Raw genomic sequence first — 17075 nt, 5'->3', positions numbered from 1 at the left:
GCCGTCCCGCGTCGCGCCCCCGACTGTCAGTGGCTGCTGATAGGAAATCGGCAACACCACGTCAGCCGGAAGGGCCGCACACCATGAACGCACAATTCACCACCTCCTCCGACGGCACCGAGCTCGCCTTCGAGCGGCTGGGCGACGGCCCGCCGGTCGTGGTGACCGGGGGCGCGCTCAGCACCCGCTCCGCAGGCGTGCCGTTCGCCCGCGAGCTGGCGGGGCTCGGCCTGTCCGGAGTGGTCTACGACCGCCGGGGCAGAGGCGACAGCGGCGATACGGAGCCCTATGCGCCCGTCCGGGAGGGCGAGGACCTGGCCGCTGTCGCGGCGGCGGTCGGCGCGGGCGGGGAGGGGGCGGAGTGCTTCGCCTTCGGGATGTCGTCCGGCGGCCTGGTGCTGCTGGAGGCGGTGGCGCGTGCGGGGGCCGCGCTGAGCAGGATCGTGCTCTTCGAGCCGCCCTTCACCGGAGCGGTGGGCCAGCTCCAGGACCCGGTCCGGGTGGCACGGCTGACCGAGCTCGTCAGCGAGGGCGAGCGGGCCGAGGCGGTCACCTACTTCCTCTCCGAGATCATCGGCCTGCCGCCGCAGGCCGTGGAGGGCGCCCGCCGGTCCCCGGCCTGGGAGGAGATGAAGAAGATCGCGCACACCCTCTGCTACGACACCACGCTGCTGGGCGACAGCACCCTGCCCGAGGAGACGCTGGCCGCTGTGCGGGTCCCCACCCTGGTGCTGAGCAGCGACGCCAGTACGCCGGTGCTGCGGGACGCGGCCCGCGCCACCGCCGAGGCGCTGCCGAACGGCGAGCACCGCACCCTGCCCGGGGTCTTCCACCAGGTGCCGCCCGAGGAGCTGGCGCCCGTGGTGCGGGACTTCCTCACATCCTGAGCGAGCGGCCTGCGAGCGGCCCCCGAGCGGCCCGTGAGCGGTTCGCGAGCCGTTCGGCAGGCCCGGCACGTTACGAGTTGCCCATGGCTTCCCCAATTCCGCCATGAGGGGCGGTGGTTGGGGGAAGCCACTGGCTGTCCGGCCGAGCGAACGTGAGCGGGACGGGGTGGGGGAGATGGACGCGACGGCAGCGGGCGGCACCCGGCGGTGCGCGGCGGCGGACGAGGCGGACCCGACACCGTGCGAGGGCAGGCGCACGGCGGTCACCGTCCTCGACCGGAACGGCGTGCAGCACACCGGCTGTATCCACCACACGGCGCGGCTGCTGGCCAGCCTCGAGGGAGCACGGCTGCATCCCTCGGCCGCTGTCCTGCCCTGGGCGTGCGAGGTCTACTGCCGGGCCGCCCAGCTCCCGCCCTTCGCCTGGCAGGTCGGGCGCTAGGCGGGAGCATGGCACCCGTTCCGCGTCGGTACTCGGCACAGGTGCCGCCGGGGTGATGGGATCGGGGCCGGGAGCACCCACCGGCCGACGCCCGGGGCGCGTACCGGGCGCGACCAGCGCCTCCGGCACGCCCCGCCGGGCAGGCACCTGTGAGAAGGAGACCGGAATGAGCACTGCTGAAGCCACCGACGGTGCCGGGAACACCGAGTACGGCCGGAAACCGTTCAAGAGGTCCAAGAGCCACTTCGCCGACCGCATCACGGCCGACGGGCGGGACGGCTGGCCGGTGGAGGCCGGCCGGTACCGGCTGGTGGTCAGCCGGGCCTGCCCGTGGGCGTCCCGCGCGCTGGTCTCGCGGCGGCTGCTGGGCCTGGAGAGCGCGCTCTCGCTGGCCGTCGCCGACCCGATCCAGGACGACCGGAGCTGGCGTTTCACCCTCGACCCCGACGACCGCGACCCGGTGCTCGGCATCCGCTTCCTGCACGAGGCGTACGACAAGCGTGAGACGGACTACCCGGGCGGCGTGAGCGTCCCCGCGATCGTGGATGTGCCCAGCGGCGCACTGGTCACCAACGACTACCAGCAGATCACCCTCGATCTGGCCACCGAGTGGCGCCAACTGCACCGTCAGGGCGCCCCCGACCTCTACCCCGAGGCGCTGCGCGACGAGATCGACGAGGTGGCCGAGGGCATCTACCGGGACGTCAACAACGGCGTCTACCGGGCCGGGTTCGCCACCACGCAGCAGGACTACGAAGCCGCGTACGCCGATGTCTTCCGCCGCCTGGACCTGGTCTCGGAGCGGCTGCGGGACCGGCGCTACCTGGTGGGCGACACCATCACCGAGGCCGACATCCGCCTGTTCACCACGCTGGTGCGGTTCGACGCCGTCTACCACGGCCACTTCAAGTGCAACCGCAACAAGCTGGAGCAGGACCCCGTGCTGTGGGCGTATGTGCGGGACCTGTACCAGACGCCGGGGTTCGGGGACACGGTCGACTTCGACCACATCAAACGGCACTACTACGTCGTCCACACCGGTATCAACCCGACCTCCATCGTGCCGGCCGGACCCGATCTGTCCGGCTGGCTGACCCCGCACCACCGCGAGCAGCTCGGCGGCCGCCCCTTCGGGGAGGGCACCCCGCCCGGCCCCGTCCCGGCCGGTGAGGAGATCCCCGCGGGCCACCGCGCCTGAGCCCTCCCGCCGTTCCGCCCTCCCGCCCGGGCCGGGCCCCTGTCACCGGCCCAGCGGGAAGGTGAGCCAGGGCTGCCAGCGGCCCGCTTGGTGGACGACGAGATCGACGGTGCTCACCCGCGCCGTCACCGGGAGCCGCCCGGCCAGCCGCTCCTCGATGTGCCGGTGCGTCCGGGCGCCGCCGCAGTTGGCGACCGTCAAGTGCGGCTCCAGATCGCCGAACAGGCCGCCGTAGGGCGGGTACGAGGGCCATCGGCCGGTCACCGCGGCGGTGAGGGCCCGCAGGGGCGCCGCCGGTTCCGGCACCAGGTACAGCACCCCGGGGAAGGACCCGCAGCGGGCGAAGGTGAGCGTGAACGGCGGGTGCGCGGCGAACAGCGCGGCCAGCTCGGCGCGTTCGGGCGCGGCTATCAGGTCGCGGTGCAGAAAGGGGAACAACACGGTCAGATGTGCGCTTCCCCCGGACCTGGCTGCCGTGTCGTACCGGGCCCGCCAGGCGCCCACCAGTGCGTCCACCTCCGGTACGGGCACGCTCAGTGCCGTGGTGCCGGCCGCGACCGGCCAGCCCTCCGCTGCCTCGTCCCGGCGCTCGTCGAGAGGGTCCGCTTCCGTGCTGCTCGTGCTGTCCACGAGCGGCACGGTAGCCTTCACACGCGGCGCTTCAGGCTCCGGGCACCCGGTCCAGGAACCCCTTCACCGAGGCGATCCGGCCGTCCTCGGCCAGGGTGATCACATCGAATCCGGCGGCGGGCGAGGAACCGTCCGCGACCACGACCAGCTCCCAGGAGAAGCGGGCGATGTCGTGGTGTCCGTCCACAGCGCCGGACTGCCGGAACTCGCAGCCGGGGAACTGCTCCCGTGCCGCACCGATCGCCGCCGCCAGCTCGCCGTGGCCGGTCACTTGGGCCAGGGGGTCGGTGTAGCTGCCGTCCTCGGTCCACGCCGCGGCGACGGCCTTGGCGCGGCTCTCGGCGTCCGGCGCGTTCCAGGCGGCGAAGTAGCGCTCGACAGCGGCTTCGTAGGTGTTCATGGCGTACGTCCCCTCGTTTCCTCGTCCTCGTTGTCCCGGTGGAACCCCGGCCCGCCGCTTGTCCGCGGGCCGATGCCATGACGATGCCGCCCGGGCGGGGTCCGGGTCGATTACGTGCCGGGTAATCACCGGACCGGGGCGCACCGGGGCCGAGTTGACGTGCTCGCGGCGTCCGGGAAGAGTCCGGGGCGTGGAGATCACCGAACTGACGGAGCCGGAGCGGCGCGTATGGGAGGCGTTTCCGCGGGGCGAGCCGGTCGACCTCTCGGCGGCGGACGAGCGCACCGTGCGGGCCCGGGTATTGCGCTCCCTGCTGCTGACGGCGCCCGACGAGAACGGGGAGATACCCGCGCTGCGGCTGCGGGGCGCGCGGGTGACGGGCGAACTCAATGTGCACTCCGGCCATGTCAGCTGCCCGGTGTCGCTGCGGGATTGCGATTTCGACGAGACGGTCGTCCTCTACGGAGCCGAGTTCCGGCAGCTCACCCTGGGCGGGTGCCGGATGCCGGGGCTGTGGGCGACCACCCTGCGCGTCGACGGGGCGCTGCGCCTGAACGACTGCCGCGTCACTGGCGCGGTCGCACTGTCCGGGGCGCGTATCGCGGGCGCCCTCTTCCTGGACCGCGCCGAGGTGGGCGTCCCGGCAGAGGCCGCGGGGGACGACGGCACACAACCGGCCGAACGGCCGGAATCCCCGCTGAAGCTCGACCACGCGACCGTCGGCGAGGATCTGCGCGCCACCCGGCTGACCGTGCACGGCAGGGCCCGGCTCGACGGAGTGACGGTGACGGGCCTCGTCCGGCTCGACGACGCCCGTCTCCTGCAGCCCGGCGGTACCGCGCTCCAAGCCGAGACCCTCACCGTGGGCACCGATCTGCACGCCATGCGGCTGTGGGCCGAGGGCCGCGTCAACCTGCGCGGTGCGACGGTTCCCGGGCAGCTCAACCTCAGCTATGCGCGGCTGTCCAATCCGGGCGGCGTCGCGCTGCGGGCCAGCAGCTGTACGGCGGGCGAGTTCTGGCTGCGCGAGGCCCGCCCCGTCGAGGGGGTCGTCAATCTGCGCCGGGGCCGGTTCGAACTGCTGCACATCAGCCCCGAGGTGTGGCCCGCCGCGGTACAGCTCGACGGCCTGATGTACACGACGCTCGTCCCCGCCCGCCCGGCAGCCGAGCGCCTGGAGGTGCTCACTCGCGACGCCGACGGCTACATACCCTTCGCCTACGAACAGTTGACGGCCGCCTACCGGCACATCGGTGACGACGCGGCGGCCCGTACCGTCCAGCTCGCCAAGCAACGCAGACACCGCACGACGCTCGCCCTCCACGGGCGGCTGTGGGGCTACCTTCAGGATGTGACCGTCGGCTACGGCTTCCGGCCGATGCGGGCCGCCGGCTGGCTGGCCGGGCTGCTCCTGGTGGGCGCGGTCACCTACGGACTGCGTCCGCCGCGCCCGCTGAAGGCCGACGAGGCACCGGGCTTCAACGCCTTCGCGTACGCCCTGGACCTGCTGCTGCCGATCATCGACTTCGGCCAGGAGAAGGCATACGCCCCACAGGGCGGGTACCAGTGGCTGGCGTATCTGCTCATCGTCGCGGGATGGGTGCTGGCCACCACGTTCGTGACCGGCGTCAACCGCGCGGTGAGCCGGTACTGACCGGGCGTTCGGCGCTCAGGCGCGCCAGACCGTCGTCGTGTTGCAGAACTCGCGGATGCCGTGCCCGGACAGCTCACGCCCGTAGCCGGAGCGCTTGACGCCGCCGAAGGGCAGGGCCGGGTGCGAGGCGGTCATTCCGTTGAAGTAGATGCCGCCCGCCTCCAGATCCTGCGCGAAGCGGTCGGTCTCGCACTCGTCCCGCGTCCACACGTTGGAGCTGAGCCCGAAGGGAGTGTCGTTGGCCAGCTCGATGGCCTCGTCGATGTCGCGCACCCGGTAGAGGGAGGCGACCGGGCCGAACGCCTCCTCGCGGTGGATGCGCATCTGCTCGGTCACGCCGGTGAGCACCGTCGGCTCGTAGTAGAAGCCCCGGTCCAGCCCCTCGGGGCGGCGCCCCCCGCACAGCGCCTGCGCGCCCTGGGTGAGCGCGTCGGTGACCAGCTCCTCCAGATCGTCGCGGCCCTGCCGGCTGGCGAGCGGGCCCACGTCCGTCTCCGGCTCCATGGGGTCGCCCACGGTCAGCTCCCGCATACCAGCCGTGAACCGCTCGGCGAACGCGTCGTAGATGTCCGTGTGCACGATGAAACGCTTCGCGGCGATGCACGACTGTCCGTTGTTCTGCACCCGCGCGGTCACCGCCGTGCGTGCCGCGGCGTCGATGTCGGCCGAGGGCATCACGATGTAGGGGTCGCTGCCGCCGAGTTCGAGCACGGTCTTCTTGACCTCGTCGCCCGCGACCGAGGCGACCGAGCGGCCCGCCCCCTCGCTGCCGGTGAGGGTGGCGGCGACCACGCGCGGGTCGCGCAGCACCGACTCGATCGCGCCGGAGGAGACCAGCAGCGTCTGGAAGCAGCCCGGCGCGAAGCCCGCCCGGTGGAACAGATCGCCGAGGTAGAGCGCGGTCTGCGGCACGTTCGAGGCGTGCTTGAGCAGCCCCACGTTGCCCGCCATCAGCGCGGGTGCCGCGAACCTGATCACCTGCCAGAGCGGGAAGTTCCAGGGCATCACCGCCAGCACCGGGCCCAGCGGGCGGTAGCGCACCCTGGCCCGTACGGCGCCGGAGTCCTCGACGTCCTCGGCGGCCGGGTACTCGGGTGCCAGCAGCTCCTCGGCCCGCTCGGCGTACCAGCGCATCGCCTTGACGCACTTGGCGGCCTCCGCTTCCGCGGCGGCCAGCGTCTTGCCCATCTCCGTCGTGATGACACGCGCGACCCCGTTCGTCTCCCGCTCCAGCAGGTCGGCGGCCCCGTTCAGCAGCCGGGCCCGCTCCTCGAAGGTGGTGGTGCGGTAGGTGCGGAAGGCGGCGTCGGCGTCCGCGAGTCGCTGTTCGATCTCGTGCTCGGACAGCGGGTCGAACGTCTTGAGGGTCTCGCCGTCAGCGGGGTTCACCGTGGCGATCGGCATGGCTTGCGGCCTCTCAGCGGTGGGGGCCGGCCCGGGGGCCGGCCCTCGGGGTCTTCAGGATTCCGTCGCGGGCGGTACGTCCTCGGGGTCGTAGTCGTCCAGACCGGCGTCCACCCGCTCCTGCTCCGTGCGCTTGGCCAGCTCCTCGTCGTCGGGCTTCTCCGGCATGCCGCCGTGTATCCGGCGTTCCTCCGGTCCACGGATCTGGTCGGGCTCGCTTCCTGCCTGGTCCGGCTGGCGCTTGGACATCTCCAGCTCCTCACCTCAGGTAGGGGCTTTCATGGTCGTGCGGGTTGTTGAGGTCATTCACGTCTGTCTCGGGTATCCCCTGTTTATCCAGGGAACACCCATTTGCCCGGTCGCACCAAGCGGAGCACGGGCACACTCGCGCTGCCGGCCCGTGTCCCGGTCCGTGCCCGGCCCCGCCTGCGGTCCCCGTCCGGCCTCAGATGTTCGCCGTGGCCGCGCTGATCTCACTCAGGGCCGAGTCGGGGTCCCGGTCGACCGCGAGGTCACCCAGGGCGACCATGCCCACCGCCTCGCCCTCCTCGACGACCGGTAGCCGCCGCAGCGAGTGGCGGCGCATGAGCACGGCGGCATCGTCGGCACCGTCGTCGGGGGAGACCGTCACCAGCCGCGGGCTGCACACTTCCCGGACCGTCGTATGGAGCGGGTCGCGGCCCTCGGCCAGCACCCGGACCGTCAGGTCACGGTCGGTGACCAGGCCCCGCAACTCGTCCCGCTCGGTCACCAGCACTGCGCCGATGTCCTCGTCGCGCATCCGCTGCGCGACCTCCCCGACACCGGTCAGCGTGCCGACCGCCACCGGCGCCGCGGTCATGATGTCGCGGACCCGCTGGGTCATCGCCGTCCTCCTTCCGCATCGGTGGACGCGGCTCCGGCTGCCGCCGGACGGGGCCGGGGCCGCCCCTGTGGACCGGGCCGGGTACCCGCGTCGCGGCGTGTCACGCCGTGCGTCTGGGGCTGCCGCGACCGGGTACTAGGGTCACCGATATGACGCAGCTCGCCCCATCTGAACGATCCGGCCCGGACGGCACCGAGCCCTGGCCGCTGCGGGACTACGCCTTCACAGGTGACGGGGAGCGCGGCGCGCTGATCTCACCGCGCGGTGAGCTGGTATGGCTGTGCGCGCCCCGCTGGGACAGCGACGCGGTCTTCTCGCAGCTGATCGGCGGCGCCGGGCAGTACACCGTGAGACCCGCCGACAACTGGCAGGTCAGCGGCGGCTTCTACGAGAACGGCACGCTCGTGCGGGTCAGCAGGTGGGTGACCTCCGGGGCCGTCTTCGTCACCCGGGACGCGCTCGCCCTGCCCGCCGACCCCGAGCGGCTGGTGCTGTTGCGCCAGGTGACCCTCGAGCGCGGCCCCTCGTCCGGCGCGGGAGTGGCACTGGTGCTCGATCCGCGCCCCCGCTTCGGACGCGCCGAGCTGAGCGGCTGGCAGCTGTCCCAGGAACCGGCCGGCCCTGCCGGTGCCGCGTCGGCCGACGCGGCACCGGTGTGGACGGCCTCCGGCGGCGGGCTGCGGATGCGCTGGGCGGGAGCGCCCGAGGCGCGCCCGGGGCCCGACGGCGCGCTGCACGGCACGTTCACCCTGCGCGAGGGCGAGCGGCGCGACCTCGTCCTGGAGATCACCACCGAGCGCGCCGCCAGCACCGGCAGCCTGGAGCCGCACGGGCTGTGGGAGGAGACCCAGCGCCGCTGGCGGCAGACCGTGCCCGAGTGCGGCAACCTGCTCGCGCCCCGTGACGCCCGCAAGGCGTACGCCGTACTGCACGGGCTGACCAGCGGCGCGGGCGGCATGGTGGCGGCCGCCACCACCTCGCTGCCCGAGCACGCGGGCGAGGGCCGCAACTACGACTACCGCTACGCCTGGCTGCGCGACCAGTCCTACGCGGGCATCGCGGTCGCCGCGCACGGGCCGCATCCGCTGCTGGACAGCGCCTGCGACTTCGTCACCGCGCGGATCCTGGAGGACGGCGACGCGCTGCGCCCCGCCTACACCGTCACCGGAGACCCGGTCCCCGAGGAACGGACCCTGGGCCTGAGCGGCTACCCCGGCGGCAGCGACCGGGTGGGCAACCAGGCGGGCAGGCAGTTCCAGCTCGACACCTTCGGCGAGGTGCTCCAGCTGTACGCGGCGGCCGCCCGCCACGGGCACCTGGAGGACCGGGACGTCCGGCGCGCCGTCGAGGTCGCCATCACCGCCGTTGAGCGCAACTGGGAGCGCCCCGAGGCCGGGATGTGGGAGCTGGAGGAGCGCTGGTGGACGCACTCACGGCTGAGCGTGGTGACCGGACTGCGGGCGCTGGCGGCCCGGTTGCCCGAGCGGGAGGCCGCACGCCCCCGCGCGCTGGCCGAGACGGTGCTGGCCCAGGCCCGCGCCCGCTGTCTGCGCCCCGACGGAGTGTGGGCCCGCGCCGCCGACGATCCCAAGGTGGACGCGGCGGTCCTGCTCCCGCTGGCCCGCGGCTGCCTGCCCATGGACGATCCGAGTACGGCCCGCACAGTCAGGGCCGTCCAGGACGAACTGGCCGAGGACGGTTTCGTCTACCGCTTCCGGCATGACGGCCGTCCGCTCGCCGCCGCCGAGGGCGCCTTCCTGCTGTGCGGCTTCATGATGTCTCTGGTCACCAACCACCTCGGCGACCGCCCCTCCGCGCTCCGCTGGTTCGAGCGCAACCGCGCCGCGTACGGGCCTCCGGCGCTGTACTCCGAGGAGTTCGACGTCGAGCAGCGCCAACTGCGCGGCAATCTGCCCCAGGCGTTCGTGCACGCGCTGCTGCTGGAGAACACGGTCCGGCTCGCGGACTGACGGAGGGTTCCCCCCCGCGAGAGTGTTTCTCGCCACTTGCGAGCCGGACTCGTGGCGACCGACCGTACCCTCGTGACCAGCCTGTCCCGGCAGGGCAAGGTGGCCGTGCGAGCGACGAGGATGATGTCCGTGGATGCCAGCAGCCGTATCGAAGCGGTGTACGCCGAGGTTCTGCGCCGTAACCCCGGGGAGCCCGAGTTCCACCAAGCGGTACGGGAAGTGCTGCAAAGCCTGGAGCCGGTACTGCGCAAGCGCCCCGAATACGCCGAGGCGGAGCTGGTGGAGCGGCTGGTCGAGCCCGAGCGGCAGCTGCTCTTCCGGGTGCCGTGGACCGACGACGCCGGCGCGGTGCACGTCAACCGCGGTTTCCGGGTGGAGTTCAGCAGCGCGCTGGGACCGTACAAGGGCGGGCTGCGCTTCGTCCCGGATCTGTCGCTGGGCACCGTCAAGTTCCTCGCCTTCGAGCAGATCTTCAAGAACGCGCTGACCGGACTGGGCATCGGCGCGGGCAAGGGCGGCGCCGACTTCGACCCCAAGGGCCGCAGCGACGCGGAGGTCATGCGGTTCTGCCAGTCCTTCATGACGGAGCTGCACCGCCACCTCGGCGAGCACACCGACGTACCCGCGGGCGACATCGGCGTCGGCTCCCGGGAGATCGGCTTCCTCTTCGGCCAGTACAAGCGGCTGACCAACCGTTACGAGGCAGGCGTCCTCACCGGCAAGGGCACCGGCTGGGGCGGCTCGGAGGCGCGTACGGAGGCCACCGGGTACGGCACCGTGCACTTTGTCCGCGAAATGCTCGCCACCCGCGGCGAGGACCTCGCCGGGCACCGCGTCGTCCTCTCCGGATCCGGCAACGTGTCCCTGTTCGCCGTCGAGAAGGCCCAGGCGCTCGGCGCGCTGGTCGTCGCCTGCTCGGACTCCTCCGGCTACGTCGTGGACGAGGCGGGGCTCGACCTCGATCTGCTCAAGGAGATCAAGCTGGAGCGGCGCGGTCGGCTCGACACCTACGCCGAGGCCCGCCCCTCGGCCCGGTTCAGCGCCCGCGGCTCCGTCTACGACGTGCCCTGCGACATCGCCCTGCCCTGCGCGACGCAGAACGAGCTGACCGAGGACCACGCCGTCAGCCTCGTCAAGAACGGCGTCAAGGCCGTGGCCGAGGGCGCCAACATGCCCTGCACGCCCGACGCGGTCGGTGTGCTGCGTGAGGCGGGTGTGCTGTATGGGCCGGGCAAGGCGGCGAACGCGGGTGGCGTCGCCACCTCCGCGTTGGAGATGCGGCAGAACGCGGCCCGCGAGTCGTGGACTTTCGCGGAGACCGAGTCCCGGCTGGCCGCCGTGATGCGGGCGATTCACACCGAGTGTGTGACCGCCGCGGAGGAGTACGGGAGCCCTGATGATTATGTGCTCGGCGCGAACGCGGCCGGGTTCCGGCGGGTTGCAGATGCGATGCGGAGTCAGGGCGTGGTGTAGGGCTGGGGAGGGGCTGCCCCTTGCTCGCCGTCGCAGGCCGCGGGTCCGTTGTGGCTGGTGGGGGCACCTCCCGGACGGAGTCTGGGGGAGCAGTTCCCCGCGCCCCTGACGGGGCACCCTTCCGCGCGGGGTCAGCGGATGCGATGCCTCGCGACGTGGCGGGCCGGGAACGTCGTGGGGGCTGCCCGCAATTGGTCGAGGGTGCGGTGCGCGAACGTGATGCCCGAGGTCACAACCTCGTGCAGCGGCGCCAGAAAGCGCACCGCCTCCTCGCGCTCCGCGCCGGCGGCCACGCGGGCCCGCAACCCCGCCTCGCTCAGCCGCAGAAGCTCGGCCGCGACCTCCCGCACGGGGCGCCCCGCAATCTCGGCGTCCAGCCCACGGCAGGCGATGTCCCGCAACGCGGCCCGGTGCGCGTCGGGACCGACACCCCGCAGCAGCTCCCAGGCCGCCGCGCGGGACGGCGGGTGGTAGCCGAGCCCGGTCCAGAACGCGGGCACCGTGTAGCGGGCCTCGAACGGCGGGCCGTCCACGGCGCGCAGCTCCAGCGTCTCGCGCAGCCGCACATCGGAGAAGATCTGCGACAAATGCGCGCGCCAGTCGGCGAGCTGCGGCCTGCTCCCGTCGTCGAACCCGCGCCGCAGCAGGGTGCCGAACGGGACCCGGGGTGCCGCCCGCCGGCCACCGCCGGGCGCCGCGCGGTGGATCATCGGCAGGTTCAGCGCCCAGTCGATGAACATCTCCACATCCACGTCCTCGCGCAGCATCATCGGGACGACACTCGTGCGGGCCGGGTCGCAGCGGCTGAGGTAGTCCATCCGGCGGGACAGCTGCCCGCACGGACGGCCGCCCTCCAGCGGCGCGTTGACGAACAGGGCGGCCGCCGGGGTGGAGGCCGCGGCCAGCACCCGTAGCTTCTCGGTCAGGTCAGCGGGCGAGGTGAAGTCGAGGGAGACCTGCGTCGAGAGGGCCAGCGACATCACCCGCACCCCGCCGGCGCCCGGGCTGCCCAGTCGTTCGAAGTGGCGCCGCATCAGCGGGGTACGTGAGTGCGGTACCCACTCCACTTCCTCGGGCGCGGTGAACGGGTACTGCGCCCCCGGGACCAGCGCGAAGCCCAATCCGCGTGCCGCAGCCGCCAGTCGGCGCAGCCCGCGGTCGGTCACCTCGGCGAGGTCGGCGACGCAGGAGCACGGTGGCGAGGAGTATTCGACGGCGCCGCCGTGCTCCAGCGAGACCGTGCCGCCCTCCGGCAGCCGCACCGCGACCAGCGCACCCTGGTCGTACTGGGGTTCGATATCCGGCCGTTCGGCAACGAGGTGCTCCAGCAGGGCGCGGACCCCGCGCGGCCCCAAGTACGGCACCGCGGCACCGGTCCGGGGGTCCAGCGCGGCGGTCTCCACCTCGATACCGACCAGCTCGCCGCCGTCGGCGCCCCCCTCGATGACGTCGCGCAGCTCGGCCCGGGAGAGTGACGGTGTGACGGGGGCGAGAGCCATGACGCACCTCGGGGGATCGGCCAAGCGGTCGGCGGACGGGAGAAACGGAACCATCCCGCAACCTCATCCGCCGTATACCCCCGGCGTACGGCTCCAACAGGTAACCCCTTCAGTCGACACCCGCGGACCGCTCACACCAGCCAGGCACCCGCCGTGACCAGCCCGGCCGTGGCGCCCGCCGCCGTCTGCGCCACCGTGTGGTACGTCAGCGCGATCCGCGACCAGCACACCGCCACCACCAGCGGCCCGGCGGCCGGCAGCCACCAGGGCGAGTGCACCACGGCGAGCATCGCCACCATGGCGGCCGCCACCGCCGAGTCCACGCTGATCTTCCAGAAGGCGTTCACCGCCAGCAGGACCACCGTCATCGTCCACAGCGCCACCATCGCGACCAGGATGTCCCGCGGCGCCCGGCCCAGCACCATCACCAGCGCGCCCAGCCCCACCGAGCCCAGGATCACCAGGAAGATCGGCAGCCGCTGTGTGCGGTCCACCACGTGCCGGTCGCCCCAGGTGCCGCGCCTGCGCTCCCACTCGATGTAGGAGGCCGGCACGATGCCCGCGCACAGTGCGGCGAACAGCCCCCAGGGCACCCCCGTCCAGTTACCCGCCGCCGCGACGCCCAGCCCGGTCAGCCCCGCCAGCAGCGCGTTGCGGGGCTGGAGGACATCGGTGACCAGGCGTGCGGCTCTCACTGCGCGGGCTCCTCGGGGAAGGCGGACCCCGCCGCGGGCGGTGCGGCGGGCGCCACCACGGTAGCCGGGCCCCGCGACGGCGGCCGCAGGCCCGTCAGCGCCAGGTGATGCGGTCCGCCTTGGGCGGCGCGATCGGAGCCTCGGGCGAGGAGCGGCTCTTGAGGTACTCGGTGAACGCGGCCAGGTCGCGGGTGACGGACTGCCGGTCGGTGCCCTCCTTCAGCTCGCTGAAGCCGTTGCCGCCCTGGGAGAGGAAGTCGTTGACCGTCACCCGGTAGTCGCGCGAGACGTCCACCGGCTCGCCGTTCACCCGCACCGTGTCCGTCAGCAGCCGGTCGGCGCCCGTACGCGACATGTCGACATCGAACCGCAGCTCGTCGGAGATCTGCAGAACCTGCGGATAGCCCTCGTTCTCGCCGGAGAACTGCTGCCGCAGCACGGTCAGCAACTGCTTCCCGGAGAGCACCATGGTCACCAGCGGATTGTCGAACGGCTGCACCTGGAAGGCCTCGCCGTATGTCACCACGCCGTCGCCCTCCTTGCCGGAGGCGCGGTAGGTCAGGTCGGAGCGCACTCCGCCCCAGTTGAGCAGCGCCAGCTCGGCGCCCGCCTCCCGGGTGGCCGCCACCTGCGCGTCGGTGATCAGGTCACCCAGCGGGGTCTCCGGATCGGGCGCGCCCCGGCCGGGGATGTCGTCGGAGATGTAGCCGACGGGCTCGTCGGCCATCTCCGCCGAGCGCGCCCGCCACTTCTCGACGACACGGTCCACCCGCTGCTGCTCGGGGGTGTCGGTGGTGACTGCATGGGCCTCGGCCCGCGCCGAGGAGCGCACCACGTCGCCGGTCCGGCGGTCGATGTCGAAGCGCAGATCGGTGAAGGTCCGGCCGAACGAAGCCGACTGCGTCACCAGCCGGGGCTGCCCGGCCGGGTCCGGCACGCTGCACATGTACGGCTCGTGCGAGTGCCCCGTCACGAACAGGTCCACCTTGGGCGACGCCTGCTCGGCGATCGTCTGGATGCGGCCGTCGAGCCGGTCGGCGGCGCCGTCCTTGCCACAGGTGGCGTCGTACGTCTTGGCCGGCGGCCGGGCGCCCTCGTGCACCAGGGCGACCACCGCCTTGACGCCCCTGCGGTCCAGTTCGCCGGCGTACCTGTCGATGGTCTCCACCTCGTCCGCGAAGACCAGGTCCTTGGTCATCGAGGCGCTCACCACCGACGGGGTGTCCTTGGTCGTCAGCCCGATGAACCCGATGCGCTCGCCGCCGGGCAGCTTCTTGATCCAGTACGGCGGCAGGATCGGCTTCCGCTCCGCCTTCCCGGCCTTCTCCGCCCCACGCGGCAGCACGTTCGCAGCGAGATAGGGGAAGTCGGCGCCGTCGTAGGGCCGGTTCGGATCGGCGCAGCCGTCCTTGGGGTGGCAGCCGCCCGCGTCCATCCGGCGCAGCTCTTCGGGGCCCTCGTCGAACTCGTGGTTGCCCACCGCGGTCACGTCCAGGCCCAGCGTCTCCAGCGCTTCGACCGTCGGCTCGTCGTGGTAGGCGGCCGACAGCAGCGGGCTGCCGCCGATCATGTCGCCCGCGGCGACGGTCAGCGACTGGGCTCCTCGCGCTCTCTCTCGGGCCCGGTCCAGCAGGGTGGCGAGCCGGGAGACCCCGCCGGCCTGCACCTGCTCCAGCTCACCGTTTGGTCCCTTTCGGTGGACGGAGCCCGCGGGGCCGGGCACGGCGTCCAGATTGCCGTGCAGATCGTTGACGGCGAGCAGTTGGACGGGCGTTCTGCCGTCGCCGCCGGGCTCCGCTGTGCCGTCGGCAGCGGCCGACAGGGCCGGTACGAAGAAGAGGGCCGCGCTCGCCCCGGCCAGGGCGAGACGGCGACGAGCGCCGCGGGTACGCAGACGTGCGCGTGTGCGCTGTGGTGCTCCGTGCAACGGGATGCCTTTCGCGAGTGCGGACAGTGCGGGGTGGTGGGCCCACCACCCCGCACTGATCAAATCGCCGGTATCACACGGAATCCGGCGGATCGCCCCCGAGCCACCCGTAGGAGTGGCCCGCTCCGCACCCCGGGCCGGGGGAGAAGTTCCCGCGTCCCCGATGGGGCGCAGCACCTACGCCGGGTAGGCCATGTACAGCAGGGCCGCCAGGACGCCGCCGAGGAGAGGGCCGACGACCGGGACCCAGGAGTACGCCCAGTCGGCCTTGCCCTTGCCCTTGATCGGCAGGACGAACGCGTAGGCTATGCGGGGCCCCAGGTCGCGGGCCGGGTTGATGGCGTAGCCGGTCGGCCCGCCGAGCGAGGTGCCGATCACCAGCACGACGAAGGCGACACCCGCGTACCCCAGCGCGGAGTTGCCGAAGTTCGGAATCTCGCCCTCGCCCTTCCAGGGACCGGCGACGGGCGAGAACAGCACGAAGGCCACCAGTACGAAGGTGCCGAGCACCTCTGTGACCACGTTCCAGAAGCTGTTGCGGATGGTGGGCGCCGTCGAGAATATGCCGAGCGTGCCCGCGGGGTCGTCATGGTCGTCGAACTGCAGCTTGTACGTGGCCCAGCACAGCACCGCGCCTATTATGCCGCCGAGCATCTGCCCGAGCAGATACACGGGCACGTCCGACCACGCGGTCTTGTCGGCGACGGCGAGAGCGAGGGTGATGGCCGGGTTGAGGTGCGCACCGCTGGGCGCCGCCACGCTCGCGCCGGTGAAGACCGCGAAACCCCAGCCGATGTTGATGAACAGCACACCCCCGCCGTTGCCGTTCGTGCGGCGCAGCACGTGGTTGGCGACAACGCCGGTACCCAGCATGATCAGGACCGTGGTACCGAGTAGTTCCCACAAGAAGATCGAGCCAGCGCTCATCCGCTACCTCCACAACGTCGCGGCTCAACACACCGTTCACTCGACGGCGATGGGCGCGCACCCTACTTGCTGGACAGCGGCCTGCTCCAGCCTGATGACCAACAATTCCGCAAGCGGGAACCGGGCTTCAGGGCGAAAGCGATCGCCGAACTGCACGCAATGACAGGTGAGTTGTGGGGCAGCAGGGCCCTGCCCGGTGACGGCGCTCACGGCACTGGCCGACGCCGGTTACGTCTCCGAGCCGCGCGCCACCCACAGGTCCACCACATAGGTCTCCTCCACCAGCTCGTCGGGGAAGAGCGCCCGCAGCCGGGCGTGTTCGGCCACCACGAACTCCTGGGTGCGCTCCTCGTCCATCACGAGGAAGCCCGAATGGCTGATCAGATTGCCCAGGTGGGTCTCCAGCGACACGGTGCGGCTCCACCGCAGATGGCGGCGTGCGATCTGGAGTCCTTCGAGTCCGGCCTTCCGTGCCGCGCGGGGATCGTCGAGCGGGGTGAGGGAGGGCGAAGTGGCGCCGGTGTGGCGGGTGATGCGCTCCGTCTGCTCGGCGATCCAGGGCACGTCATGCGCTGTGGTGTTCCACCAGATGACGAGCGAACCGCCTGGACGCAGTACGCGCAGCGCTTCGGGAACCGCACGCGTGGTGTCGGTCCAGTGCCAGGACTGCGCGTAGGTGAGCAGATCCTGGCTCGCGTCCGCCAGCGGCAGCGCGTTGGCGTCGCCCCGCACCAACGGTGCGTCGGGCAGGGTCTTGCGGAACCTCGTCGCCATGCCCTCGCCCGGCTCGATGGCGACCACGTCGGCGCCGTGCTCCAGCAGCTGCGCGGTCGATATGCCCGTGCCGGCCCCTACGTCGCCGACGCGCGCACCCGCCAGCTGGATACCTGCCAACTCCTCGATGGCGGGGAAGAGTTCGCCAGGGTAGGAGGGGCGATAGGTGGCGTAGCGGTCTGCCGCCGCATTGAACGATGTCGCACGGGATCGAGAAGTCACCGCCCCATCCTGCCCCGCCCCGCACTCTGTTATCACCCGGCACCGCACCGGTCCGCTGCCGCGGAGGCGCGTCTGGTGACACGCGCCGCCCTGAGCGCTCGCGCGCCG

General features: G+C 72.3%; 16 protein-coding genes. 6 read left to right on the top strand and 10 right to left on the bottom strand.

Translation table 11 applies throughout. The features are described from left to right. Positions 1 to 83 precede the first annotated feature (83 nt). The 3 genes from HC362_RS04015 to HC362_RS04005 all read left to right on the top strand — a co-directional run bounded on the left by HC362_RS04015 (position 84) and on the right by HC362_RS04005 (position 2527). Entirely contained in the window at positions 84 to 887 is an 804-nt protein-coding gene (locus HC362_RS04015; RefSeq protein WP_243082384.1) for an alpha/beta hydrolase, read from the top strand. Between the two features lie 175 nt (positions 888 to 1062). Further along, positions 1063 to 1329, top strand: coding sequence for a hypothetical protein (locus tag HC362_RS04010; protein WP_243082383.1), 267 nt, complete (start codon positions 1063 to 1065; stop codon positions 1327 to 1329). Positions 1330 to 1495: 166 nt separating this feature from the next. Then, complete coding sequence (locus HC362_RS04005) at positions 1496 to 2527, top strand: glutathione S-transferase C-terminal domain-containing protein (protein WP_243082382.1); 1032 nt, start codon at positions 1496 to 1498, stop codon at positions 2525 to 2527. A 42-nt stretch (positions 2528 to 2569) separates the two neighbouring features. On the opposite strand, the gene HC362_RS04000 is transcribed toward HC362_RS04005, so the two are convergent. Then, positions 2570 to 3157, bottom strand: coding sequence for a 2'-5' RNA ligase family protein (locus HC362_RS04000; RefSeq protein WP_243082381.1), 588 nt, complete (start codon positions 3155 to 3157; stop codon positions 2570 to 2572). A gap of 31 nt (positions 3158 to 3188) precedes the next feature. Next, on the bottom strand, positions 3189 to 3557 hold the full coding sequence (locus tag HC362_RS03995; protein ID WP_243082380.1) for a nuclear transport factor 2 family protein: 369 nt from the start codon (positions 3555 to 3557) through the stop codon (positions 3189 to 3191). Positions 3558 to 3747: 190 nt separating this feature from the next. Between HC362_RS03995 and HC362_RS03990 the strand changes: the two genes are divergently transcribed. Next, positions 3748 to 5211, top strand: coding sequence for a membrane-associated oxidoreductase (locus HC362_RS03990; protein ID WP_243082379.1), 1464 nt, complete (start codon positions 3748 to 3750; stop codon positions 5209 to 5211). A 15-nt stretch (positions 5212 to 5226) separates the two neighbouring features. Here HC362_RS03990 and HC362_RS03985 read toward each other — a convergent pair whose 3' ends face one another. The 3 genes from HC362_RS03985 to HC362_RS03975 all read right to left on the bottom strand — a co-directional run bounded on the left by HC362_RS03985 (position 5227) and on the right by HC362_RS03975 (position 7480). After that, on the bottom strand, positions 5227 to 6615 hold the full coding sequence (locus HC362_RS03985) for an NADP-dependent succinic semialdehyde dehydrogenase (protein WP_243082378.1): 1389 nt from the start codon (positions 6613 to 6615) through the stop codon (positions 5227 to 5229). 54 nt (positions 6616 to 6669) lie between these two features. Beyond that, entirely contained in the window at positions 6670 to 6864 is a 195-nt protein-coding gene (locus HC362_RS03980) for a hypothetical protein (RefSeq protein ID WP_243082377.1), read from the bottom strand. Between the two features lie 196 nt (positions 6865 to 7060). Beyond that, a complete protein-coding gene (locus HC362_RS03975; RefSeq protein WP_243082376.1) occupies positions 7061 to 7480 on the bottom strand; it encodes a CBS domain-containing protein in 420 nt (139 codons plus the stop codon). 149 nt (positions 7481 to 7629) lie between these two features. Here HC362_RS03975 and HC362_RS03970 point away from each other — a divergent pair, with 149 nt between their 5' ends. Continuing rightward, positions 7630 to 9450, top strand: a complete 1821-nt coding sequence (locus HC362_RS03970; protein ID WP_243082375.1) for a glycoside hydrolase family 15 protein — start codon at positions 7630 to 7632, stop codon at positions 9448 to 9450. Between the two features lie 120 nt (positions 9451 to 9570). Next, complete coding sequence (gene gdhA, locus HC362_RS03965) at positions 9571 to 10923, top strand: NADP-specific glutamate dehydrogenase (RefSeq protein ID WP_243088345.1); 1353 nt, start codon at positions 9571 to 9573, stop codon at positions 10921 to 10923. A 131-nt stretch (positions 10924 to 11054) separates the two neighbouring features. On the opposite strand, the gene HC362_RS03960 is transcribed toward gdhA, so the two are convergent. The 5 genes from HC362_RS03960 to HC362_RS03940 all read right to left on the bottom strand — a co-directional run bounded on the left by HC362_RS03960 (position 11055) and on the right by HC362_RS03940 (position 16967). After that, the gene (locus HC362_RS03960) at positions 11055 to 12422 is read right to left on the bottom strand and encodes a glutamate-cysteine ligase family protein (protein ID WP_243082374.1); all 1368 of its coding nucleotides are present in this window, start codon (positions 12420 to 12422) and stop codon (positions 11055 to 11057) included. A 131-nt stretch (positions 12423 to 12553) separates the two neighbouring features. Next, positions 12554 to 13117, bottom strand: coding sequence for a hypothetical protein (locus tag HC362_RS03955; RefSeq protein ID WP_243082373.1), 564 nt, complete (start codon positions 13115 to 13117; stop codon positions 12554 to 12556). A gap of 94 nt (positions 13118 to 13211) precedes the next feature. Next, positions 13212 to 15044 carry a bifunctional metallophosphatase/5'-nucleotidase gene (locus tag HC362_RS03950; RefSeq protein WP_243082372.1) on the bottom strand — a complete coding sequence of 611 codons (1833 nt, stop codon included), beginning with the start codon at positions 15042 to 15044 and terminating at the stop codon, positions 13212 to 13214. A 177-nt stretch (positions 15045 to 15221) separates the two neighbouring features. Next, entirely contained in the window at positions 15222 to 15971 is a 750-nt protein-coding gene (locus HC362_RS03945; protein ID WP_243082371.1) for an aquaporin, read from the bottom strand. Between the two features lie 228 nt (positions 15972 to 16199). Next, entirely contained in the window at positions 16200 to 16967 is a 768-nt protein-coding gene (locus tag HC362_RS03940) for a class I SAM-dependent methyltransferase (protein ID WP_243082370.1), read from the bottom strand. Positions 16968 to 17075: the final 108 nt, after the last annotated feature.

Origin of the sequence: Streptomyces sp. 891-h (assembly GCF_022760275.1) — a bacterium.
Classification (GTDB): Bacteria; Actinomycetota; Actinomycetes; order Streptomycetales; family Streptomycetaceae; genus Streptomyces; species Streptomyces spirodelae.
The sequence above is the reverse complement of the archived record's forward strand: the minus strand, read 5'-3'. Positions and strand labels throughout refer to the sequence as shown.

Excerpts from the sequence above, each read along its gene's own strand:
- HC362_RS04015 (WP_243082384.1), top strand. The coding sequence starts at position 84 with ATGAACGCACAATTCACCACCTCCTCCGACGGCACCGAGCTCGCCTTC.
- HC362_RS04010 (WP_243082383.1), top strand. The coding sequence starts at position 1,063 with ATGGACGCGACGGCAGCGGGCGGCACCCGGCGGTGCGCGGCGGCGGAC.
- HC362_RS04005 (WP_243082382.1), top strand. The coding sequence starts at position 1,496 with ATGAGCACTGCTGAAGCCACCGACGGTGCCGGGAACACCGAGTACGGC.
- HC362_RS03995 (WP_243082380.1), bottom strand. The coding sequence starts at position 3,557 with ATGAACACCTACGAAGCCGCTGTCGAGCGCTACTTCGCCGCCTGGAAC.
- HC362_RS03985 (WP_243082378.1), bottom strand. The coding sequence starts at position 6,615 with ATGCCGATCGCCACGGTGAACCCCGCTGACGGCGAGACCCTCAAGACG.
- HC362_RS03980 (WP_243082377.1), bottom strand. The coding sequence starts at position 6,864 with ATGTCCAAGCGCCAGCCGGACCAGGCAGGAAGCGAGCCCGACCAGATC.
- HC362_RS03975 (WP_243082376.1), bottom strand. The coding sequence starts at position 7,480 with ATGACCCAGCGGGTCCGCGACATCATGACCGCGGCGCCGGTGGCGGTC.
- HC362_RS03970 (WP_243082375.1), top strand. The coding sequence starts at position 7,630 with ATGACGCAGCTCGCCCCATCTGAACGATCCGGCCCGGACGGCACCGAG.
- gdhA (WP_243088345.1), top strand. The coding sequence starts at position 9,571 with ATGATGTCCGTGGATGCCAGCAGCCGTATCGAAGCGGTGTACGCCGAG.
- HC362_RS03960 (WP_243082374.1), bottom strand. The coding sequence starts at position 12,422 with ATGGCTCTCGCCCCCGTCACACCGTCACTCTCCCGGGCCGAGCTGCGC.
- HC362_RS03945 (WP_243082371.1), bottom strand. The coding sequence starts at position 15,971 with ATGAGCGCTGGCTCGATCTTCTTGTGGGAACTACTCGGTACCACGGTC.